The sequence below is a fragment of the Hymenobacter wooponensis genome, from assembly GCF_004745865.1.
Classification (GTDB): Bacteria; Bacteroidota; Bacteroidia; order Cytophagales; family Hymenobacteraceae; genus Hymenobacter; species Hymenobacter wooponensis.
This window is the reverse complement of sequence record NZ_SRKZ01000001.1, coordinates 537,247-561,451: the sequence shown is the minus strand read 5'-3', so window position 1 is coordinate 561,451 and position 24,205 is coordinate 537,247. Positions and strand designations below refer to the sequence as shown.

Here is a 24,205-nt window from a genome sequence, read left to right as displayed (position 1 = left end):
CTATCACCACCTCTTTTCAAGGCTACATGGCCTCTACCAAACAAGCCGTTTCCATCGTCGGCTTTCTGATTACCCTGCTGGGAGCAATACTATTCTCAACTAAGGCAATACTTGTAAAGCTGGCTTTCGGGCACACGCATACCGATGCCGTGACGCTGCTGGCTCTGCGGATGGTATTCTCGCTGCCGTTTTACCTGGCAGCAGCTTTCTTGGTGAGCACCCAAAAAGGCAACGTGCGCATGACGAGCCGGGAGTGGTTGCTAGTCAGTGGTATTGGGTTGCTAGGGTACTATGTGAGCAGCCTTTTCGATTTTCTAGGCCTGCAGTATATCTCGGCGGGATTAGAGCGTTTGATTCTGTTTCTGTACCCGAGTTTTGCAGTGTTTATTAACGCGTATTTCTTCGAGCAGCACATATCCAAAACGCAGCGAATAGCCTTGTTGCTTACTTACGTGGGCATTGCCCTAGCGTATTTCGGAGAGCTATCCATTGATTCGAAGAACCCCAACTTTTACTTGGGCAGTGGCCTCGTGTTTATGTGCGCCATTACTTACTCCATTTATATTGTAGGAAGTGGCAAGATAATCCCGCGGGTAGGGGCCAACAAGTTCACGGCCTACGCCATGTTGGCGGCAACGGCCGGGGTGTTCATGCATTTTTTGCTGACGCATGACGTCCGGCAGGTAAAGCTAGGCCAGGGCATGTGGATGTATGGCCTGCTGTTGGCCATTCTGGCTACCGTGTTGCCCTCCTTTCTGATTTCGCAGGGCATGAAGAAGATCGGCTCCAACAACGTGGCCATTATCAGCGGTATTGGGCCGGTGTCTACTATTGTGCAGGCGCATTACGTGTTGGGTGAGAAGATCTTCACGGAGCAAATAGTGGGTACGGCGTTGGTAATAGTGGGCGTGCTGCTGATTGGCTGGAAACAAGAGAAAACGGCTGCAATCGTAGCCCCGCAGCCCCAGAATACCGCGCAAGACGCGAAGGCCGGCGTGGGCTAAGATTAGTGCAGCGGTGTTCAACTATGGCAGAAATACTTCCTGATCTGTTGACTGACAATGGTGGTCTTTCTGGGTAAGGAGGGCAGCCGTTTTGTTTTATAGGAGATTTGCAACTATTCCAGTGGGACGCGCCTCCGCATTATATATCACCTATTCACAATGCAGAAAGCTGTTATGAAACGTACAACTACACTTGTTGCTAGCGGCCTGCTGGCTTTACTATTCACCGGTTGTAGCACTTGCGGAGGCGACACGGAACCCTGCGTGAATACTACTCTGCCCACTACCAGTTTGGAAAAAGAGTACGGCTGTACGGATTCGCGCAGACAGCTCAGTATTAGCCTTGACCAAACTTATACTATCATCCGGAACCAGGCAGATTTCGACAAGCTGGTAACCGGTAGTTGCCACCCACAAATCGACTTCACGAAATTCGATTTGGTGATTGGCAACAAAGGCTCGGCCAGTGGCGGCTCCTCTATTGCGTACACCTACGCGCGGGAGTGTGAAACTGGGCAGCTGAAACTGCAGGTGAAGTTTACCCGAGGCATGACCAACGACGCGCCCATTCTGACTTATCATGCGCTGGTGCCCAAGCTGGCCCCACAGGAAACTGTGCAGGTTGACGTGGAAATGTAGAATAGAACCGCTTGTAACCAGCAGGCCTAGGGCAGCCGCCTTTCCTGAAAAGACAGGGAGGCGGCTGTTAGCGTTTTGTCGGTTAGAGGATAGCTACTTGCGCCGCCCGCGCTTCCTGTGGTTTCTGCACTAAGTAGTAATACAGCAGAATGGTTAGGCCAGTCAGGAAGGGCAGTAGGGCCATGTGCTTGCCCGTGATGCTGCCCCAAACGTGTGCTGTATCAAATCCAAAAAACTCGCTGATCATCCAATAGGAGTTAGCGGTAATCCAGAATACAATGGCCAGGTTGTGGGCCAGTTCTGCCTTGATACTACGGGTGCGCCAGGTGATGAGCACAGCTATGCTCAGTGTGGGAATAATCATGGATAGGCCTAGGGGCTTCCAGATCATGCACCACCCAATGTCCTTGAGCAGCCAGAACAGGATGTGCATGTTTTCCATCCGGCGGTAGGGCGCGGGAATGGTGTATGTCTCTTCGGTGGCGTGTTGCATGGGGCAGAAAGATGCCGCAAAGATATCAGCCGAAACAGCCATTGAAAAACACTCCGGGCGCCTCGCCAGCTGCAAGTTGGGTCGAGGGATGCAGGAGTATATGTAGAGTGTAGAAATTAGGTAAAAAGAAACCCGGTTACTTCCGCGTAGCATAGCAGAAGCAGCCGGGGTAGGAGAGTGGCGGGAAGAGAAAGGCCGGAGGCTAATTGAGCCACACGTTGGCCACCGTTTCAAAACGATGGCGGGCAAACGCGCCATACGGCCGCTCGGCATAAAAGCCGAGCACATGGATCTGCGGTTCGCCAGTGCGGGCGTTGCGACGCACCTGCACAGGATACACGCGCCCCGCCTCAGGCCAGTCGCCGACGTGGTCGGCGGGGCGGCGGCTAGCGTCCACGCATCGGGCATACTGCTGGACGGGAATCGGAACAGGAAGCTTGACTTTCGACATATCCAAAGATACGAATATCGCGTCTGAATAACTAAAATAATTAGAAGAAAATAGGTGGGTACAGATATTAAGCAGATACTGCCCTGATGAGTTATTTAATCTGGTTTTAATAAAGATTAGACCCATCTAATTCCTGATTTAGGAGATACTGTTTTTAACTAACGGGTGTTAGATTGAGTGGATAATTGGCTAATGTGATTAGTAGAAAAAGTTCCCATGGGCTAGCTAATTTTGGGTCTGATCATAGTGCATATTCGAGGCAATAGTTCGAGTAAACGTTATAAGCTTAGTGCAACGTAGTGCAAGAGTATTTGCCTATCTAGCTTCAATCTGAGCAAAATAATAACGCCCCCGATAGTAGCTCTTGAGCTACTATCGGGGGCGTTATTATGGGGCAAAACAGGAGAGACGCCTAGTGCTTCGCTTCCAGCTTCTTCAGACGATCATACGTCTTTTTAGAAGTAGCGTATTGGCGCTGCACAGCCTGACGTAAGGAGCCCGATAGAGTATTGTCGCTCAACGCATCTTCGTAGGCCTTGATAGCCCACTCTTCGCCGTATACATTAGAGCCAAGAATAGCTTTCTCATCGCTGCCCGTAACAGCCGCTTTCACGTCCATCCAGCTACGGTATAGCTTGCCCTTCATAGTTGTGCTGGTTTGTTGCTCACCGCCTTGTTCGCGCAGAGCCTTGTTTAGCTCGTTAGCGAACAGTTGGCTCTGACTAACAAGTTGCTTGTAGTAACCGCTCAGTTCGGGGTCGGTGCTTTCATCTACTGCACGCTGATAGCCCTCAATCCGGTCGTTAACGAAGTAGAGCAGTTCATTAAGCGTATCAGCCTGGCTAGAGCTACCGGTTTTGCTAGCAGCGCCACGGCGGCTCAGGTATGTAACGCCTGCTACTAGCAGGGCGCCGCCTACTATCTTCTGAGTAGTGCTCAGTTTGTTGTAGCGCGCGGTTAACTGAGTACCGGCATTTTTCAGCGACGGAGACAGTTTCGAGAGCAGGTCGCCGAGATTATCTTGGTTGAGCCACTGCAACGCCTGATTAACTAAGGGGTTGCCAGTTGAAGAAGTAGCGGAGGAGGTATTGGATGAATTCTGGTCCATACAGCAAGAGTATTAGTAGTGGAAAGTGCTACTGCATACGACTTGCGTAAGTGGTTAGTTAAGTTGAGTTTACAAAGTAGATGGTGAAAAGCCTGTTTCAGCCTGTCCTAGGCCACTCATCCGCACCCACAGAATAATTTCATGCTACCTGCCTCCACTACCTAACCATCTGGCATGTAGCTAGCCCTGGCAGAGCTCTTCCCGCAAGGCCACTGCCTCGCCTTGTATAATGAGGGCAGGGAGGGTAACATCATCCTGAGCGGTGAGAAGGACCATCTAGGCCTGTCGTTCTTACCTGAGAAGATCCTTCTTCGTCAGGCTGACGTGCTAAAATAGAATGAAGTTGTAAGTCAGCTTTCTAGGCCACTATGGCACCAGGCTACTTACTCAGCACTTGCTAATGCCTTCGCTACAAGTGCTTGTGCAGTGGGAGCGAGGGGTAGCTGCAGGGCTAGCTCATGCCCTTGGGGTGTCATTTTGCGCCAGGTTTTCTGCACAATGTCAATCACCTTCTCCTCAGGGTGTTGAGCGGCAAAATCCTGAAAGTAGTATTCCAGAAACACCAGGCAGATGACGTCTTCCAGCAACTGCACTTCCGGATCATGCTGTAGCTGCTGCTTTTGCAGCAGCGCCTGTACGCGAAGGATGGTTTCGGGCTCATATCCCACCTCCTGCAGCAGGCGGCCCGCTACCTCGGCGTGATATTTCTTGAGTGTGTTACGCCACTGATGGTAACCGGCGCGGGTCATGGGAAAGTCTTGGCGTGGAATGGCCCACCGGCGGATGTGCTGGCATCGCACCGCTAAGCGCAGCGGCTCGCTGGCGGTGGGAGCCACCTGGTCGAGGCAGGCGCTCATGCGTTGGGCATACAACACTTCTTTGGGGTAAGAGCGCCCGTCAATTACCTCCATGGTCGGATCGTCACTGTTGGTCTCATCAAACCGGTGAATGGCAGTTTCGAATCGCTGCGTGTCTGCTTTCATAAGAAGCCTGTAATCTGCTTACTAATCCTCGTTTTATAAAGATAGTGGCTGCACGCCAGCAGGAACCTTTCTCGCGGAAAGTGAGATGAAAAAGCCGCCCCGTTTGCAACGGCTCTGCTGACGAAGCAAGTTCTGCAAACGGGGCGGCCTGAAAGGTGTCTATGCAGGCAGTGCGCCTGAGCAAGATGCTACTGGATGAAGTGCGGCCGAATCAGGTTTTCAAAGGTGAAAATCTCGTCCCACTTGGCCTGTGTCAGCAGCTGACGCTCCGTCACGGCCACGTCGTACACCGACTTGCCGGTGCGCAGGGCTTCTTTGGCAATTTCGGCGGAAGTCTCGTAGCCCAACACAGGGTTGAGCTGCGTTACAATGCCCACGCTGTTGCGCACTTGCTGCTCCGTGTGCTGCGCATTGGCCGTAATGCCCACCACGCACTTCTCACGCAAGGTGTGGCAGGCGCGGGTCATGTAGGAGATAGAGGTGAACAGTGCGAAGGAAATAACGGGCTCCATCACGTTCAGCTGCAACTGGCCCGCCTCTGCGGCCATGGTCACGGTAAGGTCGGCGCCAATTACGTAGAAGGCCGTTTGGTTCACTACCTCCGGTACCACGGGGTTTACCTTGCCGGGCATAATGCTGGAGCCCGGCTGCAGGGGCGGTAGATTGATTTCATTCAGACCCGCGCGCGGCCCCGAGGAAAGTAGGCGCAAGTCATTACAGATCTTAGATAGCTTCACGGCGGTGCGCTTGAGTACCCCCGAAAGCTGCACGTACGCGCCCGTATCGTAGGTAGCCTCAATTAGGTCGCCGGCCAGCACCAGGTCTAGGCCAGTCAGGTCGCGCAGGTATTCGGTTACCAGTTCCGCGTAGCCCGTCGGCGCATTTACCCGGGTGCCGATTGCGGTGGCCCCCATGTTAATTTCCCGAATTAGGTGGCGGCTATCATCAATGCGAAGCAGCTCCTCGCGCAGGTTGGTAGCGAAGGCCCGAAATTCATCGCCCATGCTCATGGGTACGGCATCCTGAAGCTGGGTGCGGCCCATTTTCAGGACGTTCTGAAATTCATCGCCTTTTTGGGCAAAGGCATCAGCTAGCTGCTCCAGCGCGCGGCGGTAGCCCACCAGCTTGTTGTTGAGGGCAATGCGGAAGGCCGTGGGGTATGCGTCGTTGGTAGACTGCGAGCAGTTGACGTGGTTGTTGGGGTGGCAGAACTCGTACTCGCCCTTCTGATGGCCCATCATCTCCAGGGCTACATTGGCAATAACCTCGTTGGCGTTCATGTTCACCGAGGTGCCGGCGCCGCCCTGAATCATGTCGGTCAGGAATTGGTCATCTAGCTCACCCGAAATAACCCGGTCGCAGGCCCGACTGATATACTCGGCAATAGTAGCATCGAGTACACCCAGCTCGCGGTTGGCCAGGGCGGCGGCTTTCTTCACGTAGGCCAGGGACTGCACAAACAGCGGCTCGGCCTTCAGCGGGATACCCGTGATATCGAAGTTTTCCAGCGCCCGCAGCGTCTGAATGCCATAGTAAACGTTCTCGGGGATAAGACGCTCACCAAGAAAGTCGTGTTCGAGCCGGGGAGCTTGTGCAAGCTGGGTAGTTTCCATGGGGAATTGTTCAGGTGGGAAGCTTCTTCTACGAGAAGAAAGCTCAAGGGTGGAAGGAAAGCACCGCAAAGATACCGGCCTTTTAGCTCAACCACATTGCTTGCTTGTAGCCCTGTACTCCCGTATTGGCTTAAGTGAATGCTGCCCACCTGAAACCGTGGACTAACCCGCACTAAATCTGTGGTATTGGTGCTCTACTTGTGCCGGAGTGTTTGCCTATAGGTTTAAGGCTGAACCACTATCCGCTGACTGATTACCCCGGCCGCCGTAGAAATCCGCACCAGGTACATGCCCGCCGCTTGGTGGCTCAGGTCGAGCTGGGTGGTGCCGGGCGCCACGCTCTGACGCAGCACCGCCTGGCCTAGCGCAGAAAGCACCTGCACGGTAGCGGGCCCTAGGCCAGTGGGAAGCACAAGCTGCACCTGCCCCGTGGTGGGATTGGGGTAGAGCTGTAAGCCCGCCGGGGCTGCGGCCGCCCGCACTGGCAGCACCTGCGAGTAGCGCGACTGCGCTGCTTCAGCAGCGGCTTGTAGCTGAGCCAAGGAAGGAGCCGCCAGCACGGCAAACGCCACAACCACGGAGTCGCCGGGCGCCAACCGCGATAAGGCCGCCCCGGTCACCTGAGCTACATCCGTACCCGAAGGCAGGCCTGCCGTAGCATTGCGGGTACCGCTGCTCAGGGTCAGGAACTTCTCGGCGCTACTGAAACCATTGCCCAGGTACACCGGAGCCGTCCGATCATCAGCCATGGAATATACGCTCGGCTTACCACCCGTAAGGTGTTTGACTCCGGCGTATTGATTGGGGGAAGCAGGAGCGTACACGTAGGCCAGGGCACGCGTAGAATCCCAGCCGGCTGCATTGCGAGCGGCATTAGGTGCCAAGTCCCAGTCCATGAACAAGCCTGCGTGCAACGGGCGCAGCGTATCAGCCGTGAGGTTGGTCAGGTGGTATTCCAGTATTATGTAGTCGCGGTGCGGGGCAGTTGCCCAGGCGTAGGCCACCTGCCGTACCCGCACTCCAACGGTCCGGCCGCGGGTGTCGCTGGGTAAGGAGTCGCGGAAGGTACCATAGGCCTCTTGATCGGCCCGTACGGCTTGGTCGCGCAGGGTGGCGCGAACCTGCGAGTAGAAGTTTTGGTCGCTCTTAGGAAAGTTGGTGCGCAGGTTGTTGGATACGCGAGTGGGAGAAGTAGCAACCAGTAGGCCACCCTCATACAAGAGCGGAGAGCCACTTTTGTAGCTGATGCCTTCCCCAATGCTGTTATTGAGGTTCACGTAGCCCAGTTTACCCCGGCTAGTCATCGTGAGGCGCAGGTCGTTCGCATCCAGCACCACATAGTCCGGATTCAGCAGCAAGGTTTCGTATTGATCTTCCTGATATCCGGTAGTAGCGTCTTCCAGATGGTAGCGCAACACCGCCGTTGTATTGAGCGGCACAGAGCCTGCTACTGCCAACTGATAAGGCGTAGTGGAATTGCTGATACGCTGCAGCGTGGTTAGCGCACCGGCCACAAAGGTGCCCTGCCGTACCGTGAGATAAGAGGAAAGGGATGTAACCGTGATGGTAAGGGCAGTTACCGGCTGAAGCAGGTTTTGCACATTCACCGTCAGCTGAAGCGCCTCACCTGGTTTGAAGGCAGCCCGTGCGGGAGTCAGGACACTGCTGGTCACCCGGGCCGACCGGCGGTCGGTAAGGGCTACGGCGCGCAATACGTTCAGGCGGCCTGTGCCTAGCTTGCCAATATAGGCCGCGTTGCCCGGCAGCCCATAGATGTTATCGGTAGTCTGGCGCAGCTGAGCGGCCACTTGGGCCGCATTGTATTGCGGAAACTTCACTCGTACTAATGCCGCTGCCCCAGATACCAGCGGAGCCGCAAAGGAGGAGCCTCCTACGGCAAGGTAATCAGTGTCGCTAAGGCCTAACGTAGTTAATATTTGCAAGCCTGGGGCCGACAGGTCGACACGACGGCTGTAGGTGGCAGCGGTTACCTTTTCATCTGAAGGTAGGAGGGAAGCTACCGAAAGTACGTTTTGGTAGCTGGCCGGGTAGAAGTCCAGCTCGGCGTTGGTATTACCTGCTGCAGCTACTATTACCACGTCGTGGTTGATAGCGGCGTAGTTGATAATATCTTGCTCAAACTGCGAGCGGCCCCCCTCGCCTCCCCACGAAAGATTAATGACTTTACACCCATGTTCAGCGGCGTATACAATGGCCTCATACCCTCCAAAGCTACCCGCGGGGGTACTAGGGTATATTTTTAGTGGCATGAAGCGGCACTTGTAACCTACACCCGCAATACCCTTACTATTATCGGCGGCGGCGGCGGCACAGCCAGCTACTAAAATACCATGTAAGCTTGTAGGATCCTGAGAAGCGTCGTTGTCGTTGTCGGCGAAATCCCAGCCACGGTAGTTGTCGATGTACCCGTCATGGTCGTTGTCAATGCCATCAATGGGGTCGAGGCGGTTGAGCTGAATTTGGCTGGCTAGGTCTTCGTGCGTGTAGCGGGTGCCGCCATCAACAATACCAATCACCATGCTGGTATCACCATTGGTGATGTCCCAGGCGCGGTAAGCCCGGATATTCTTCAGGTGATATTGACCATTAGCACTGGTAGAGTCGGCCAAAGGGTCGTTGGGCTGGTAGAGGGGTTGGCGGCTATAGCGGGGCTCCGCATATTCTACGGCGCCACTGAGCAGGAGCTGCTGGCAGGCTTTCTCAGGAGCCAAGCTACGGTCAAACTCTACTTGGTATAACAGGCTCAAATCAACCCCGCCTGAGCGCTTGAGTGCTACCCCCTGTGCTTGCGGAAACTTCTGGTGCACGGCCGTGGCACCCACGCTACTTAAAGCCGTTTGCAAAGCCGTTACTGCCACGCCATTAGCCTTGGCTTGGGCGGCATAAGCTGGTTTAAGCCGGAATACTAGGCGTCCTGGCTCTATGGTGGTGCCAGGAGCCACCAAGATAGGCTGACCAGACACTTGGGCCATTACTGGCAAAACCAGCAGGCCTAGGAATAACCCACAAAATAGGGAACGGAGTAACAGTCTAACCATCCAACAGAAGCCACAAGAGACGAAACTAACAGTACGTAAAAGTAACATTTCCGGATCCTACATACGGCCCCGGAAGCAAACCTTATTTTATGGTCAAGTGGCTAATGTAAATTAGCTTATGATGCTTAGTATTAATTTACTGCTCAGTTAGGTAGAGTTATCATGTATCTCAAATAGACACAAAAAAGCCACCCCGGAGTAGAGTGGTTTTTTGTGTTTGTTCGAAATCAGTACGATAGCCTATTTGGGCTTGTTGGTGTATTTGTAGGGCTTACCTGAGTCGACCATGCGAAACTTGTACGGGTTGTTGCCATTCATATCCAGACCAAAACCGATGGTATTATGGTTCTTCTTGAACTGGGCTTTGTTGTTGCCACGCTTTTCGCCTTTCACTTTCACTGAGCCGTAGCCATTGCGAGGGTTGTGCAAGACTTTTTCCTGGGAGCACGAGGTGCCGGTTATCAGTAGGCCAAGAACAGAAATGTATAGTATCGTTTTCATGGGAAGAGAGTCTCGGTGAGGGAGTCTGCCGGCGGGCAGTGAGCAACTGGCTCTTCCTATTGTACTAACGTGAGCGGGAAAAAGATGCAATTGAATTGATATTCTGCAAGTTTACAGGCTCATAAGCTCTTTAAACCGCACTGACTGCTGCCGCGATACTTCTACCTCGGGGCCGTCTTGAAGCTGAATTTTTAATGTATTGCTAAACCAGGGTTCAATACTGGCAATCCACTTCAGATTGATGATCTGCTGTCGGTTAGCCCGGAAAAATACTTTTGGGTCGAGGCGGGCTTCCAGGTGCTGCAAAGTGCGCGGAATAAGCGGGCGGTGCTGCTCAAAGTAAATCTGGGTGTAGCTCCCATTGATTTCAAACAGCTTAATATCAGCGAGCCGCACAAACCAGCACCGCTCACCATCTTTCACAAATACTTGGTCTTGAGCAGTAAGGGGGGAAGGTGCCGGCTCATCGGCAGTACTGGGCCCGGCCGTGGTAGCCAAAACGGGCACGGTAAGCTTCGCGCGGGCCTTCTCCAACGCGGCAGCCAAACGGCCTTCTTGCACCGGCTTCAGCAGATAGTCTAGCGCATTTACCTCGAAAGCCCGCAACGCGTACTCATCGTAGGCGGTGGTGAAGATGACGTGCGGAGCCTGATCGAGAGTAGCCAGCAGTTCAAACCCTGTTTCGCCGGGCATATGAATGTCGAGAAACAGCAGATCGGGTTGCAGCTGTTGGAGTTGAGTACGGGCTTCGGCGGCGTGGCGGGCCTCGCCGACAATCTGAACGTCAGGAAAAGCGTGTAACAGGTGGCGGAGTTCGGCGCGGGCCAGGCGAGAGTCGTCAACTAACAGGGCGTTCATGGGAAGCGTAAGGGCGAATTAAAAGCGGGATACCAGGGCAGGAGCGGCAACCTGAGCGGGAGTAATAGGGAGTTGCAACTCGGCTAACACTACCTCACGCTGGGCAGGGTCGTTAGCAATGCGGAGGCCCGCGGAGGAGCCATACAACAGGGCCATTCGCTCGCGGGCATTGCGGAGGCCTACGCCCTCGCGGCCGGGCTGGGGCTGGTATTGTCCTGTGCTACGGACCTCAATGTGCAAGGAGTTGGTAGTGGTTGCCAGTTGAGCCCGCAGCCGAATGAAGCCTCCCTCAGGCCGCGGGGCAATACCGTGCTTAATGGCGTTTTCAACCAGCAATTGCAGCGTCATGGGCGGGACCTGCACCGGCAGGGCCGCCGGGTCTACGTCCAGGGAATACGTGAGGCGTTCTTCGAGCTGCAACGCCTCAAGCTGCAGGTAGTGCTCCACTATTTCCAGCTCCCGGCCTAGGGGCACCTGCTCGGCGCTGTTTAGCTGAATGGAATAGCGCAGCAGGTCAGAGAGATGGGTAATCATGTCGCGAGCCCGCAGTGGGTCTTCCATCACCAAGGCCCGGATGTTATTGAGCCCATTGAACATGAAGTGCGGGTTGATCTGGGACTTCAGGGTGCGCATTTCGGCTTCTTGCACCGCCGTTGCCAGCTTCCACTTATCTACCTCTGCCTGTTTGTAGCGAGTGAGGTAGTGCCAGCCAAAGTAAAACCCCGCCCATAGCCACAGCAAGATGTTGACGTTGGCGGCATAGCCAAAAAACTGCGCCCAGCCGTGCGGATTACCGTCGCTGGCAGGTTTAATCAGTAGAATAATCAGCGCCCCAATAATTACCTGACTAATCACCGACAGCAGGGCGTGGGCAACCAGCAGGCGCCCCAACAGCGGCAGAGGCGGCAACTGCTCCCACTTATTAGCCCGCAGGTGGTAGCGCAGCCAATGCGTAATGACTAGCATGGTAGCCGCAATGGCCAGGTTAATCTTCACCATGTCGGCGGAGGCTGCGCCCATAAAACCAAACGCACACAGGCAAACCACGAAGTAGAGGCTCCAGCCAAAGAGTTGGCAGTGCCAGTACAAGCGGGTGGGAGCAGGAACAGCAGCGTAAGAGAACATAGTAAATGGAGGAAGCAGCAGGATAACCGGGTTAGTGAGCAGGCACCGCTAAGCTTGCGTAGGCCTTGCTATTCTGACGATAGGAAACAAGCAGCAAGCCACACAGTGCCAGCAGTGAGCAAACCATAAACGCCGGAATCAGATACAACTGGCCTACGGCCAAGCGCAGGCCCAGCAGTAAGCAGCCTACCGGAATAATGCCCGCCATGATGGCGAAAGGCTGAGCGCGGTAAAACCAGGCATACGGAAAGAAATGTGCCCCCGTAATAATGCCGTAGGTCATGATAAAATAGAAGGGGTACTTGCTATAAACGAACATAAGAAAGGGGAAATAAAACAGCTGCGCAACATTCAGCCACAGGCCTAGGGGCTGGAGCGGATTGTGCGGGAGGCTCCATGTGGTGCGGAACACCTTCGAGAAAAGCCAGGCCAATGGAAAGGTAGCGGCTCCCACAAAGAAGGTGATGAAGGCCTTATGCGCCAGTGGGTAAGGCAGCAACCAGACGAAGGCAATGGCAGCCCACACCACGCTGGCCGCCGCCAGGAAATCAATCCCATTCTTTGCCTTCACCGACAGCTCAAGCCGTAGGGCCATGAATTCTTCTTGCAGAGGCATATGCGCCAGTAAGTGTAAGATGGATAGAGGAAGAACGGCAGAGCTGCGTTTGGCAGCCCTGCCGGTTAAGCGTGCCGACAAGAGCCTGTTACTTTTTAGCCACGCTGTTTTGCTTCAAAAATGCGTCGGTTTGGGCGAAGAACCACTGCGTGTCGTCCCACATAAGGAAGTGCTTGCCTGCTTCCGACATCTCGATGCGGTGCTGAGGCAGCTTGGCATATTGCTGCTCAAATACGGCCTTGGTTCCTTCTTTCGTGGAGCCGTAGGCCTTGTAGGCGGCCCAGGCGCCCAGCACCAGCGTGGGCTGCTGAATGCGGGCCACGTCTTGGCGCAGGTCGGTGGTCATGAGGTCGTAGTAGGCCTGGGCCACCGTGGCGGGGTCGGAAGCCAGCGACCAGCGGGTAGCCTGAGAGATGCGAGCAGTGTCGGACATCATGGAGGCCGAGGTTTGGCGAGCAACGGCCGCCGACATTTTACCCTGGCTCATCTGCTGGCGCATGTTCTCGGCCATAGGTTTGGCTTGCTCCACCGTCAGCGCCGGGTTTTGGATAGCAGCCAAGAAGGGCAGCGAGTCCACGATAACCAAGGGGCCTACAGCTTCGGGTTGGGTGGCGCTGAGCCAAAGGGCCATGAAACCGCCCAAGCTGTGGCCTACTACCACGGGCCGGGTGAGCTTCTGGGTTTTGATGTAGGCCAGCAGCTGGTCGCGAACTTGTTGCAGGAATTGCTGGGTGTTAGGCAGGGCCGGCGTGCCGCCAAAACCAGCCAGCGATACTACATGGCACTGGTACTGCTTCTGGTAGTGTGCCACGGTGGCTTCCCACACGGCGCCGGGGCAGGTCAGGCCCGGAATTAACAGCATGGGCTGGCCCTTACCAACTACTTGCACCGTGAAGGCAGGGTGCGAGGCCGGAGTATCAGCTACGGCCGCGGTGGGCGCTGCGGCTGTAGCCAGAGCAGCCGGAGTGCTGGCAGTCAGGAGCAGGAAAGCGGCAAGGCAGGAGCGGAGGGAAGCATTCAGGTTCATAAGAGAAGGCGGTTAGCGGTTGATTGATGATTCAAACCTAGCCGGTCTTTTTCCCCTGGAGAATCAAATTTCAGCGAACGGTAAATCTGCCGGCCGAACCGTCGGAATACCTAGCCGACCTGCGACGCCTGCCACCGGCTACTGGCCTACAACAGCAAGTAGACTAGCAAACAAAAAGCCCCGCCAAAAGGCAGGGCTTACGTTTGTGCGGGAAGAGGCTAGGTCATTAACCGACCAGCTTCTGTATCGGCTGCTGGCCTAGCATGTATTGGTGCGCTAGATGATGTTGCGCAGGTCGTTACGCAAGTTCTCAATGCCGTGCCAGATTTCGTCCCAGGTGCTGCGGTCAGTGTCGGAGGGAGGCGTTTGAGCGTCAGGAGCGTTTTTTAGTTGAGCCGCCAGTCCGGCGCGCTTGGTTTCCAGGGCAGCAATGTGCTCGTGATAGGTATGCTGGGAGTGGGCCGTGGTGGCGTGCGCGCGGTTTTGCAGCGTACGGATCTTCGCATCCAATTCATCAAGGGCTTGGTGAAGCTCGGCGGCAGACAGGTGCGTGGGGACGCGCACATGCTCGGGGGAAGGCGTGGCAGACATAGCGGAAAGTAGTTAGTGAATAGCAACCGCGTAATGAGGCAGTCAACACTTAGCGTACTGTTTTCAGGCTAGAAAAGATACAGTGCGGGGCTACTGTGATGGCTGAATGAGTGAATTAGTGAAGTGTCTCTGCAGGTACGTCGTCCTTCGCCCTTACCATGGTAGCCCATCTAGGCCACTTACATCATTCACCACTTCGCTCAATTACCGCGTTACTATGGGCACGCCTAGCTCGCGGGCCAGGGGGGCGGCGGCGGAGGCGTAGAGCAGGGTGAGCAGCTCATTAGTTGCGGGTTCCAGCTCAACAAGGTAGTCTTCGTGAAGCTTAGAGGCCTGCTTTAGCGTCTCATGGGTGCGGCGGGCTAAGTGTTGCAGCAAGGGCTGGTTGGGGCCGTGCAAGCGGGCCACAGCCTCGGGCTGGTGGCGCAACACATTAGTGAGCAGCCGCAGGGTTAACTCCACTTCCCCAAACAAGTCGCCGGTAATGCGGGTGTGGTAGGCCAAGCGGGCTTGCAGCTGCCGCACAATGTGAAGCAGGTCGTTGGGGGTTTGGTGGTAGCCGCGTACGGGGTCATCTACCTGGGTGCGCAGGCGCTGGCGGCGCTCTTCCAGGGCGTCGTCGCCTTCGAGGAGGCGGTAGCTGAGCTGCTCCGTGAGCACGGCATCTTGGCTCACAAGGCGGGTGAGGAGTTGGTCCTTTTCTTTCTGGGGGAGGTTGAGAAGCGCTTTACGCAGGTCGGGGGAGAGAGCAGGCATAGAAAAGGAAACGCAATTTCGGAGCGTCGGATTCCGTGATGTACGCTTAAAAAGCGGCATTCTGAGCCGCACTAGAAATCTGGGCCTGATACATGCAAGGGCTTCAGATTCTTGGCGCGGCTCGCAGCAATAAATTCATCTAGTGGCCTAGCTGCGCTTCTTGGCCTTGGGGGTGCCTTTGGCAGCAGCGTAGGCCACTCGGTAAATTACGCCGTTGTCGTCATCAGAAACCAGCAGGGAGCCATCGGGGTGCTGTGTAATGCCGCAGGGGCGCCCAAACTCCGACTTGTTGTTTTCAACGAGCCAGCCCGTGATAAAATCCTCGAACTGCTGGGGCTGGCCCTGCTCGTTGAAGCGCACCCGCACAATCTTGTAGCCCGAGGGCTGGGCACGGTTCCAGGAGCCGTGCATGGTCACGAAGGCATCGTTCTTATATTCTGCCGGAAACTGAGTACCGCGGTTGAAAACCAGGCCTAGCGGGGCTGAATGCGCTTTATAGAGCAGCAGGGGACGCACCGCCTTGGCATCAAACTGCTCATACGACTCCCCGCTCTTGGGTTTGTTGGCGGGGTAGGGCTTACCATCGGCAATAATGGATGGCCAGCCGTAGTTAGCGCCCTCCTTAATCTGGTTGAACTCTTCCTGCTGATCCTCGTCGCCAAGCCAGTCAATGCCGTGGTCCAGGCCAAAGAGCTGGCGCGTAGTCGGGTGCCAATCGAAGCCGATGGTGTTGCGCAGGCCGTGGGCGTATATCTTACGGCCCAAGCCATCGAGGTTGAGCTGGATGAGCGTGGCGTTTTCGGGGTTATCTTCGTCGCAGGCGTTGCAGGTGCTACCCACCGATAGGTAGAGCTTTTTGTCGGGCCCAAACTGCAGGGTGCGGTTGGCGTGCTGGCCTGCATCGGGCAAGTCTTTGTAGAGCGTTTTCAGCTCACCGAGGGTGCCATTGGCTTTTATATCGGCCACGTACACCTCCCGAATGGCGGCAATGTACAGCTTGCCATCTTGCATGGCTAGGCCATGTAAATGGTCTTTCTGAGCCACTTGCTGCTTTACTTCGGCCTTGCCGTCATGGTTGGCATCGCGAAGCAATGTAATGGTGCCTTTTACTCGGTTCGAAACGTACAGGTCGCCAGTGGGCGCTACCGCCAGCATACGCGGCATATCAAGCCCCTCCGCATATGTAGTAATTGTGAAGCCGGCGGGAGCTTTGAGGCTGGCCACGCGCTCCGGGGTAGCAGGCAGCTTTTTGGGCAAGTAGATGTTGCCCGTCATCTGGAAGGGCGTGGCTTCGGGCGGTACGTTTTGAGCCGTAGTAGTGAAGCCGGCCAGCAGGGCGGCGGCCAGAGGTAGGGTCAGTTTCGAAAGCATAGCACGGGTGAATTGTCGTGCTTGGTTCAACTGTATTCCTGCGGTTGGGGTTGCGCTTTGACATGCCGGCGAACATGGAGCGGCCTAGTAACCATAGGCTCAAATTAGCTCGCGGATAAGATACGCGCCTGCCCCAACTACCGCCAAGCCTAGGCAAGCGAGCAAAGCCGTACCCCAGGCTGGGTGGTGTAGTGGCGCGCCCACTTGGTGCACCCAGCGGCTTGTAGCGGAGGTGGAAACAGCAGAATCAGGAGCGGGCGTTGTAGCATAGTCAGCAACGGCGGTGAGTGGCCTGGGCCGTTGGCGAGCACTCGTGAAGGTGTATAATGCTGGAACTGGTGATTGCAGATCGAGGTAATACTTCGAGACATCTAACTGATTTAGGCAATCCAGCGCGTCCACAACGCGTTCATAACGTGCTTGGGAACCGAAGCGTAGTGCTACGCCCGTGGTATTATTGGGGAACTGTAGCAGGTGTTCCGCCTTGCGCCTGAAACGCTCGAGGCTTATGCTATCCGCTTGTTGCTCACCCGTGAGCACCACGGTTTGCCATTGACGTAGCCGGCGTAACTCGGCAGGAGAGGGTAACTCAAACCGAACAGCATAGTCGTCTCGGTGGGGTTTTTGGCGTTTGAGAGGCATTGTAATCTGCATCACCGTTTGCCGTTTGGTGGGTAGGCTGCCAAGTAAAATGCCGCTAATCAGCAGCAAAACAGACAAGTCTAGCAATAGGGCCGGCGCAAAGAGCAGGCGCGGCGGCCGACGAAAAAGTTGGGATAGCATAGCGGTTACGTGGGATAGGGCTAATGCCGTACGGCAGAAATAGTGTGGTCTGATTATAACGCCACTAACGCCGTAAGCAGTACACGTTGCTAAGTAGCCTTGTGCCTGGAGCCGGAGCCTTGTTGCGCGGCACAAAAGCACTACGGCAGACCGAGAAGCCTCGCGTAGCGCTGTAGGCCTCTCGGTCTGCCGTAGCGGACTGACTATAGGGGTATGTGACGTTTTTTGTGGCGGCTAACGTGTTTAAAGCGAAAAACGAGCTTAGCGGCCGATGCTACGGTGAGTGAAGGAGGTGAAGCCCACGAAGGTTTTGTCGCCGGGGGTGCCGTAGGGGTCTTGCCGGTCGCGCAAGGAGGCAAGCTTGGCCGTGCCGTAGTAGTTGTAGGCCGTTTCGATGCCGGGGAAGATCTGGCTGCCGCTGCAGTTGCGCGTATAATTGCCAGCTACAGCGTCCTCAAACCGGTTCCAGCCATTCTTAATCTGCTGGCCGTTGTACTCATAAATGGCAGTATTACCCTGGATACGCGCAATCTCGGCGGCGTAGGTCAGGCCCGTTAACGTGTACTGGGGGTGCACACAGTCCCGGTCGCGCTGCTCTTTCACGGCCCCATCAGAGTATAACACCTGGGGCATCACCTCCAGCAAGTAATTGTAGCCATTATCGTACACCGTAGTGCTATTGAACCACACACCCAAGGCCATTTTGGCGTAGGCGCACGACACCTGCCAATTGTTGATGTCACTGATAGAGCCCGGTACGTTATTGACGTAGTTGTTCTTGAGGTTGTTGAGGAACTCACTGAACTTAGCAACATCCGTAGCTGACCACCCCGCACCCGTGGTGCCATTCACCTGGTAATAGCGAATGATTTCAGCGGCCGCCACGAAATTAGGCGCCACCCAAGAGGCCTCGAGGTAGGTTTGCCGGAACTCCGTGGGGCTGCCATCGGGCTTGGGAGAGGTGGAGTAGCGCTGAAAGTTGTAGGCGTAGCCATTGAGGATTTGTTTGGCCTGGCCGGCGTAGGTGGCGTTGCCGGTTTTCACCCACCGTAAGGCGCAGGCGTAGGCCAGTACCGCGTCCCGCCGAATCTGGTCTTCGGTGGGGCTGCCGCCGCTGCCCACCACATATACCACTGCCGGAAAGGAGGTAGGCACCGGGTACTGGTTCATGTAGTCAACTACCTTATTGTAGCCGGCCATGCGGGTAGCGTCGCCGGCATTAGCCTGGGCGGCAATCAGGTCAAGGCTGGCCTTGCTGTTGAGCACTCCTGGGTGCCGGAACGTGGTGATGGTGGAGCTGGCACTATCAGTAGTGCTAGCGGCCGGAGCGGCTACCTCGGGCTTTTGGCAGCCAGAAACAGCGGTAAAAACCAAAGCGAGGCCAAGCTGGGAGAGCCCAGCCAGAAGGGTTGTGGTAGACATGGGTTTTGGTGGGTTAGTTGGATGAGAACAGTGCTGCGCTTCTGACTAAGAAGCAGGAAAAAGTCCCACTTTTTTGCGGGCGCTCCACCTCTAACCCACTGGTTTATTTGCGTAAACGATTTCGAAGGAAAGCCTGTAGCTTCGGGGAAAAGCGCCTTGAGCGGGAAGTGCAACAGGCTCTTTCGAGGGTAGAGAAGAGGGTGAGCTAGCTAGCTCCGCCCCTTAGCTGCTCGTTTTTCAGCGCCTAATTAGCAGATTTCTGCAAACGAAATTGGCTGAACGCGGTATAGCCTCTGGTTGTGCAGATGTAGAGTGGCCTAGGCCACCGGCAACCAGTTGGCTCTTTTTGCTTTTAGACTTACCCGAATGACTCACCGTTACGCCGCGGCGCTGTTGCTGCTGCCTGTTGCCTCCGTTGCCCAAACCCAGCCTGCCGCCTTGCCCGATACGGCCACTGCACAGGTCTTACCCGAAGCTACCGTAACCGGTTACGGCCAGCGGCTGCCGCTGCGCCGTACTGCGGCTGCCGTGGGGGTGCTAGATGCGGCGGTGCTAGAGCGCTTTCCGCAAACGGCCCTCACCCAAGCCGTAAACACGCTGCCCGGCGTGCGGCTAGAGGAGCGGGCCACGGGCAGCTACCGGCTCAGCGTGCGGGGCAGCACGCTCCGCTCGCCGTTTGGGGTGCGCAACGTGAAGGTGTATTACCAAGGCATCCCGTTCACCGAAGCCAGCGGTAGCACCTCCCTCAACCTCCTTGACCCCAGCCAGCTGGGAGGCATTGAAGTGATAAAAGGCCCTACGGCCAGTGTGTACGGGGCCGGCACCGGCGGAGCCGTGTTGCTCACCAACCGTAGGCCACTGCCCGGCACCTCGCAGGTGCAGGCGGGCTTCACGGCGGGCAGCTTTGGGTTGCGCCGGTACACCGTAGCCGCCGAAACCGGCACGACCACCGGTTACGTGCGTGCCCAATACTCGCGCCAGACCCTCGATGGGTACCGCGAGCAAAGCGCCCTGCGCCGCGAAACCGTAGCCCTGGATGGCGAAATGCGCACCTCCGACAAAGGCACGCTAGGCCTGCACGCCCTCTACACCGACCTCAATTACCAGCTGCCCGGCGGCCTCACCCGCGCACAGTTCGAGCAGAATCCGCGGCAGGCTCGCCCCGGCACGGCCACTAGCCCCGGCACCGTGGCCCAGCGCACGTTCTACGCCTCACGCTCCGTGCTGCTAGGTGCCACTCACGAAATGCAGTTTACTGACCGGCTCAGCACCACGGCCACTCTCTACGGCACAGGTAGCGCCATCCGCACGCCCTACCTGGTAGATTATGAGCGCAATACCTTGCTGGGGCTGGGTGGCCGGGCTGTGGTGCGCTACCGTACTGAGCTGGCTGGCCACACCCTCCGGCTGCAGGGTGGGGGTGAGGTGCAAAATGGCTTCGAGAATTCCCGCAACTACCAGAACCGCGCTGGCACGCCTGGCGCCCTGCGCTACGATGATGAAATCAGGACGGTGACGGGCTTTGTGTTTGCCCAGGCCGATTATGAGCTGCCCGCCGGGTTTCTGCTCACGGCCGGCGCCAGCTACAACCGCCTGCGCTACCGCATCACGCGCGTATCGGATGCGGCTACTCAACCAAACAACTACCGCTTCCAGCGCGACTTCCGGCCCCAGGTGTCGCCGCGGGTGGCACTGCTGAAGGAACTGACGGAGCAGATATCTGCCTATGCCAACGTGAGCAGTGGTTTCTCGCCGCCCACTGAAGAAGAAATCCGCCCCTCCGATGGCAGCCTGAACCGGGGGCTGCAAGCTGAGCGCGGCACCAGCTACGAACTAGGTGCCCGGGGTAAGTTCTTGCATCAACGCGTTCTGTTTGATGTGGCACTGTACGATTTTCGCCTGCGCCAAACCATTGTGACGCGCAGTGACGAGCAGGGCACGCAGCTATTCGCCAACTCCGGCAACACCCGCCAGCGTGGCCTAGAAGCTGCCGTGAGTGGCTGGCTATGGCAGCAGGCAGGTGTACCGGCAGCCTCGGCAACGGCCCTAGGCCAGGTGCAGCGTGGCCTACGGGCCTGGGCTAGCTATGCTTACAACCACTACCGCTTCGGGAGCTATGAGTCGGGCGGTAACAACTTCAGCGGTAATCGCCTCACCGGCACTGCCCCCCATACCCTCAGCGCCGGCCTCGATTTCAGCGAAGCGCTGGGCTTTTATGTTAACCCCACCCTCAACCACCAAGCCCGCATTCCCCTCACTGATGCCAACAGCGTGTACGCGGCTGGCTACTGGACCTTCGGCACGCGGGCGGGCTGGCGCCGGACGCTGCTAGGCCACCTCGCCGTGGATGTTTTTGGCGGTGTAGAAAACCTAACGGACCGAAGCTACAGCCTCGGCAACGACTTAAATGCTTTCGGCGGTCGGTATTTCCAACCAGCACCAGGCCGCAATTGGTATAGTGGCCTACAGGCAGGTTGGCGGTGGTAGCCAGTTGTTTATACAGTGTTTCACTACTAATGCACTTAACAACTAGCAAAGCAGTGTAAACCCACGATATGTTTGTCAGCGCTTAAGGTATGACCTATACAAAAAGGCCAGCAATGAGTGTTGCTGGCCTTTTTGTATAAGTACACACTTGATCTTTCGCTCAGTACACTTAGCCCATGGCTGGGAGTAATAAAACGGGTAAGTGGCCATGCAGAACTACTTGCGAGGTAACACTACGGTTGAACAACTGGCCTAGGAAGCTGCGGCGCCGCGCCACTACTACCAGCAGGTCGGCGTGGGTTTCAGCAGCACCTTGCAAGATGCCTTGAAAAACGCGCAGGCTCCGGACGCCGTGCGTACCTACCTGAGCTACTTGTGCGGTGAGGCCGCTTTGAGCCACCGCTTCGCGGGCGGCAGTGCAGTCGTCGCGGTCTTCGGGCTCTACCACGTGCACTACCGTTACGGTGGGCTTCAACTGGCCTAGCAAGTCCCGGATGGGCTCAGTCTGGGGCTTCAGGGTGAAGGCCATATGGTCGGCGGCAATAGTGATGCGCTGCGGTGGCACCACCGCCGAGCTTTCAGACGGCACCACCAGCAAGGGGGTGCGAGTAGCCCGTAGCAGGGTTAGGGAAGTGGTGCTTACCAGTTCGTCGGGCGTGTTTCCCGTGTCGGGCTTACCCAGAAACAGCATGCTGGGCTGATGGCGGCGCACGGCATCCTCCACGGCCGACGCAATGCCATCAGCCGTGGATTCTACTACCACGGGCATGGGCAAGTTGCGCGTGCGCTCCTCCAGAGCGGTAGCTACCTCGCCCTCAGTCAGGTGTTGGATTTTCCCCGTGAAAGCATCCCGGTCGAGCAATGACTCGCGGCGGATGTGCAGCAGAACCAGTGAGGCTCCCAGCGGCTGGGCCAGCGCTGCGGCGTAGCGCAGTGCATTGTCGGCGGCGGCGGTGAAGTCGGTGAGTACTAGAAAAGGTGCAAGCATGGGCAGACAGAGCAGGAAGAAGGAAAGGAGTTACTGCTACAGTATACGAGACTTTGGCCAGCTTGTGGTACAGCGCCTGCGGCCAGCAACCGATCAGCTTCGTCTGGGCGCAGGTAGCCGCTAGTAGTGCTCAATGCCCAGAGCGCCACCCCTCTAAAAAGCAAATGGGCTCTCTGCCGTAGCAGAGAGCCCATTTGCTAGGCCTAGGCACAATAGCCTTAGCGGTTGTTGTCGTCGATGGGGTTGTTGAAGCCCGGAATCAGCAGGTTGTCGGGCCGGTCGGAAATGTCGCCGTCGGGGCCGGTGGTTTTGCTGTCGGTAGGTACGCCAAGCGTTTCCTGCTCCAACTGCGCAGACGTATCGAGGGTGCCTTCTTCGTCGCGCTTATAGCTGTACAGCTCCTCGCGGTGCTTGCGCTGCTCTTCGGTCAGGTTAGCCCCTGATTTTGGGTCGAGAGCTGCCGCCGGATCTTGCTGGTCGTTTTGCTTATCTGCCATGGTATCGAGAGAGAAATAGCGGTTCAAGAAGCCTACTTACCGGGGATGCCGGCGCCGCCATCGGGGCGTAGAGCACTGAACTCGTCGGGGTTGTCGTTTTTACCTACGTTGGGGTTCATTGGCTTTTCGTCGTCTTCGGCAGCCGGGCCGGTGCTGCGGTTGGCTGGCTCCGCCGTGGCCCAGTTGCGGGTGCCGCCGCCGTAGCGTGGGTCATCTTGAGCCCAGCCTTCGCGCTGCTCCTGATATTCAGAGTCTGATACTTCCTCGGCTAGCGAGGGGTCGAGGTTTTGCGGAGCGCTGCCGCGCTGCTCAGGATAGGCAATAGAGGGGGCCGCCTGGCCGCCCTGAGTCTGGCTTTGCTCGCTGCTGGCGGTTGTGCCAGTGGCTGGGGCATGACCGAAGTCGCCGTAGTTTGGCGATTTGTGGCCGTGGCCTACCGTAGGCGCCGGAGCAGCACCCTGCCCGCTGTAAAGGTTCTCTTGCTGCTGGTCGTCGGAGCTGCTCCGGGTATCAGTAGCAGAAGTATGTTCAGGAGTGGGCTGGTTATGTTCAGGAGTAGGTTGCATAACGAAAGGAAAGTAAGAGTAGTGAGGTGGGAAACGGGAGAAAAGTGCCGGCGCCGTGGCCGGTCTGAGGTCCTATACGTAAACTGCCCTGAAAAAGGCTACCACTTGTGCTTCGTAACGCCGGGTAGGTGCCAGTACTTTACTCTCCAGACGTTTACTTACATGGCCGCGCACGTACAGCATCACCCCGAGGACCAAGAATTTACCATTGACGAAAACGGCTTCGGTGCTGAGCTGGCCTACAGCCAGTTCGACGATACCATCGACTTTACCCACACCTACGTTGATGAGGAGTTGCGGGGCAAAGGCCTCGCCGAAACACTAGCCAAAGCGGGCCTGACCTACGCCCGCGAGCAAGGCCTGAAGGTGCGCACCAGCTGCGAGTTCATGGCCGGCTACGTGAAGCAGCACCACGAGTACGACGACATCCTGGCCTAGGGCCAGCACTTCCCTAGCCCGCCCATTGCTTGGTGAGGCAGTAACAGCAACAGCCCCGGCTTCCGTAAAGGAAACCGGGGCTGTTTTGTTGGGCAGGGTGGCCTAGGCCAGGCCTCGCACCAAGAGGTTACTTGGTGGGCATCAGCACTGTGTCAATTACGTGCGTCACGCCGTTTTTCGACACTACGTTGGGGATAGTTACGTTGGCCATACCGCCTTTGGCATCGTGCAGCATTACCGTGTCGCCGCTGCGGTGCACCATCAGGGTTTCGCCTTCTACGGTGGTCAGTGTTTGGCCATCCTTCAGGTCAGAGGCCAGCAGACGGCCGGGTACTACGTGGTAGGTGAGGATGGTGGTAAGCTTCTGCTTGTTTTCGGGCATCATCAGTGCTTCTGCCGTTCCGGCGGGCAGCTTGCTGAAAGCGGCGTTGGTGGGCGCAAATACGGTGAAAGGACCAGCACCTTTCAAGGTTTCTACCAAGCCAGCAGCCTTTACGGCACCTACCAGCGTGGTATGCTCAGTGGAGTTAACGGCATTATCTACAATGTCCTTATCGGGCGTCATCATGGCGCCGCCCACCATTACACCGTTGCTAGCTGAGGCCGAAGACATTTTCATGTTCTTCATATCGGCGCCCTCACGGGGCTTGGTAGTGGCTTTCAGCTTGGCGCCGTCATCCGACTTACCTTTTACTTTCACTTTGCCGTCGTCGGCTACTTTGGTTTTTACCGTTGCGCCGTCTTCTTTGACTTTTGTTTTGTCGCTGTCAGACTTCGACTTGGTTTGGGCCAGCGCAGAGGTGGCAGTGCCGGCCGTAAGAATGGCCGC

Annotated in this window: 24 protein-coding genes; 4 read left to right on the top strand and 20 right to left on the bottom strand. The window is 56.6% G+C overall.

What is annotated here, in order from left to right; genetic code table 11:
- Window positions 1-26 precede the first annotated feature (26 nt).
- A complete protein-coding gene (locus EU557_RS02250) occupies window positions 27-1,004 on the top strand; it encodes a DMT family transporter (RefSeq protein ID WP_135528787.1) in 978 nt (325 codons plus the stop codon).
- 264 nt (window positions 1,005-1,268) lie between these two features.
- Window positions 1,269-1,643, top strand: a complete 375-nt coding sequence (locus EU557_RS02245) for a hypothetical protein (RefSeq protein WP_135528786.1) — start codon at window positions 1,269-1,271, stop codon at window positions 1,641-1,643.
- An 82-nt stretch (window positions 1,644-1,725) separates the two neighbouring features.
- On the opposite strand, the gene EU557_RS02240 is transcribed toward EU557_RS02245, so the two are convergent.
- From EU557_RS02240 to EU557_RS02165, 16 genes are all read right to left on the bottom strand, one after another.
- On the bottom strand, window positions 1,726-2,136 hold the full coding sequence (locus EU557_RS02240; RefSeq protein ID WP_210115965.1) for a hypothetical protein: 411 nt from the start codon (window positions 2,134-2,136) through the stop codon (window positions 1,726-1,728).
- 202 nt (window positions 2,137-2,338) lie between these two features.
- Entirely contained in the window at window positions 2,339-2,587 is a 249-nt protein-coding gene (locus EU557_RS02235; RefSeq protein ID WP_135434180.1) for a hypothetical protein, read from the bottom strand.
- A gap of 412 nt (window positions 2,588-2,999) precedes the next feature.
- Window positions 3,000-3,695 carry a ferritin-like domain-containing protein gene (locus tag EU557_RS02230; RefSeq protein WP_135528785.1) on the bottom strand — a complete coding sequence of 232 codons (696 nt, stop codon included), beginning with the start codon at window positions 3,693-3,695 and terminating at the stop codon, window positions 3,000-3,002.
- 383 nt (window positions 3,696-4,078) lie between these two features.
- Window positions 4,079-4,678, bottom strand: a complete 600-nt coding sequence (locus tag EU557_RS02225; RefSeq protein ID WP_135528784.1) for a DUF4202 domain-containing protein — start codon at window positions 4,676-4,678, stop codon at window positions 4,079-4,081.
- Window positions 4,679-4,866: 188 nt separating this feature from the next.
- On the bottom strand, window positions 4,867-6,291 hold the full coding sequence (gene aspA, locus EU557_RS02220; RefSeq protein WP_135528783.1) for an aspartate ammonia-lyase: 1,425 nt from the start codon (window positions 6,289-6,291) through the stop codon (window positions 4,867-4,869).
- Window positions 6,292-6,515: 224 nt separating this feature from the next.
- Complete coding sequence (locus EU557_RS02215) at window positions 6,516-9,284, bottom strand: S8 family peptidase (protein ID WP_167855059.1); 2,769 nt, start codon at window positions 9,282-9,284, stop codon at window positions 6,516-6,518.
- A gap of 306 nt (window positions 9,285-9,590) precedes the next feature.
- Window positions 9,591-9,851, bottom strand: a complete 261-nt coding sequence (locus tag EU557_RS02210) for a hypothetical protein (RefSeq protein ID WP_135528781.1) — start codon at window positions 9,849-9,851, stop codon at window positions 9,591-9,593.
- 111 nt (window positions 9,852-9,962) lie between these two features.
- Window positions 9,963-10,709, bottom strand: a complete 747-nt coding sequence (locus EU557_RS02205) for a LytR/AlgR family response regulator transcription factor (protein ID WP_135528780.1) — start codon at window positions 10,707-10,709, stop codon at window positions 9,963-9,965.
- A gap of 18 nt (window positions 10,710-10,727) precedes the next feature.
- Window positions 10,728-11,834, bottom strand: a complete 1,107-nt coding sequence (locus EU557_RS02200; RefSeq protein WP_135528779.1) for a sensor histidine kinase — start codon at window positions 11,832-11,834, stop codon at window positions 10,728-10,730.
- Between the two features lie 31 nt (window positions 11,835-11,865).
- Window positions 11,866-12,450, bottom strand: a complete 585-nt coding sequence (locus tag EU557_RS02195) for a DUF7010 family protein (RefSeq protein ID WP_135528778.1) — start codon at window positions 12,448-12,450, stop codon at window positions 11,866-11,868.
- 88 nt (window positions 12,451-12,538) lie between these two features.
- Window positions 12,539-13,477: an alpha/beta fold hydrolase gene (locus EU557_RS02190; protein WP_135528777.1), complete on the bottom strand. Its 939-nt coding sequence runs from the start codon at window positions 13,475-13,477 to the stop codon at window positions 12,539-12,541.
- A gap of 276 nt (window positions 13,478-13,753) precedes the next feature.
- The gene (locus tag EU557_RS02185; RefSeq protein ID WP_135528776.1) at window positions 13,754-14,068 is read right to left on the bottom strand and encodes a sll1863 family stress response protein; all 315 of its coding nucleotides are present in this window, start codon (window positions 14,066-14,068) and stop codon (window positions 13,754-13,756) included.
- Between the two features lie 204 nt (window positions 14,069-14,272).
- Entirely contained in the window at window positions 14,273-14,824 is a 552-nt protein-coding gene (locus tag EU557_RS02180; RefSeq protein ID WP_135528775.1) for a hypothetical protein, read from the bottom strand.
- A gap of 147 nt (window positions 14,825-14,971) precedes the next feature.
- The gene (locus EU557_RS02175; RefSeq protein ID WP_135528774.1) at window positions 14,972-16,195 is read right to left on the bottom strand and encodes a PQQ-dependent sugar dehydrogenase; all 1,224 of its coding nucleotides are present in this window, start codon (window positions 16,193-16,195) and stop codon (window positions 14,972-14,974) included.
- Between the two features lie 99 nt (window positions 16,196-16,294).
- Entirely contained in the window at window positions 16,295-16,978 is a 684-nt protein-coding gene (locus EU557_RS02170; protein WP_135528773.1) for a hypothetical protein, read from the bottom strand.
- A 261-nt stretch (window positions 16,979-17,239) separates the two neighbouring features.
- On the bottom strand, window positions 17,240-18,400 hold the full coding sequence (locus EU557_RS02165) for an alginate lyase family protein (protein ID WP_135528772.1): 1,161 nt from the start codon (window positions 18,398-18,400) through the stop codon (window positions 17,240-17,242).
- Between the two features lie 366 nt (window positions 18,401-18,766).
- On the opposite strand from EU557_RS02165, the gene EU557_RS02160 reads away from it, so the two are divergent.
- Window positions 18,767-20,887: a TonB-dependent receptor family protein gene (locus EU557_RS02160; RefSeq protein WP_135528771.1), complete on the top strand. Its 2,121-nt coding sequence runs from the start codon at window positions 18,767-18,769 to the stop codon at window positions 20,885-20,887.
- A 169-nt stretch (window positions 20,888-21,056) separates the two neighbouring features.
- Here EU557_RS02160 and EU557_RS02155 read toward each other — a convergent pair whose 3' ends face one another.
- From EU557_RS02155 to EU557_RS25385, 3 genes are all read right to left on the bottom strand, one after another.
- Window positions 21,057-21,875, bottom strand: a complete 819-nt coding sequence (locus tag EU557_RS02155; protein ID WP_135528770.1) for a universal stress protein — start codon at window positions 21,873-21,875, stop codon at window positions 21,057-21,059.
- Window positions 21,876-22,093: 218 nt separating this feature from the next.
- Window positions 22,094-22,372, bottom strand: coding sequence for a hypothetical protein (locus EU557_RS02150; RefSeq protein ID WP_135528769.1), 279 nt, complete (start codon window positions 22,370-22,372; stop codon window positions 22,094-22,096).
- Window positions 22,373-22,404: 32 nt separating this feature from the next.
- A complete protein-coding gene (locus EU557_RS25385) occupies window positions 22,405-22,938 on the bottom strand; it encodes a hypothetical protein (protein ID WP_167855058.1) in 534 nt (177 codons plus the stop codon).
- A 162-nt stretch (window positions 22,939-23,100) separates the two neighbouring features.
- Between EU557_RS25385 and EU557_RS25380 the strand changes: the two genes are divergently transcribed.
- Window positions 23,101-23,376, top strand: coding sequence for a GNAT family N-acetyltransferase (locus tag EU557_RS25380; RefSeq protein ID WP_167855057.1), 276 nt, complete (start codon window positions 23,101-23,103; stop codon window positions 23,374-23,376).
- 127 nt (window positions 23,377-23,503) lie between these two features.
- Here EU557_RS25380 and EU557_RS02140 read toward each other — a convergent pair whose 3' ends face one another.
- Entirely contained in the window at window positions 23,504-24,004 is a 501-nt protein-coding gene (locus tag EU557_RS02140; protein WP_245326173.1) for a fasciclin domain-containing protein, read from the bottom strand.
- Window positions 24,005-24,205 lie beyond the last annotated feature (201 nt).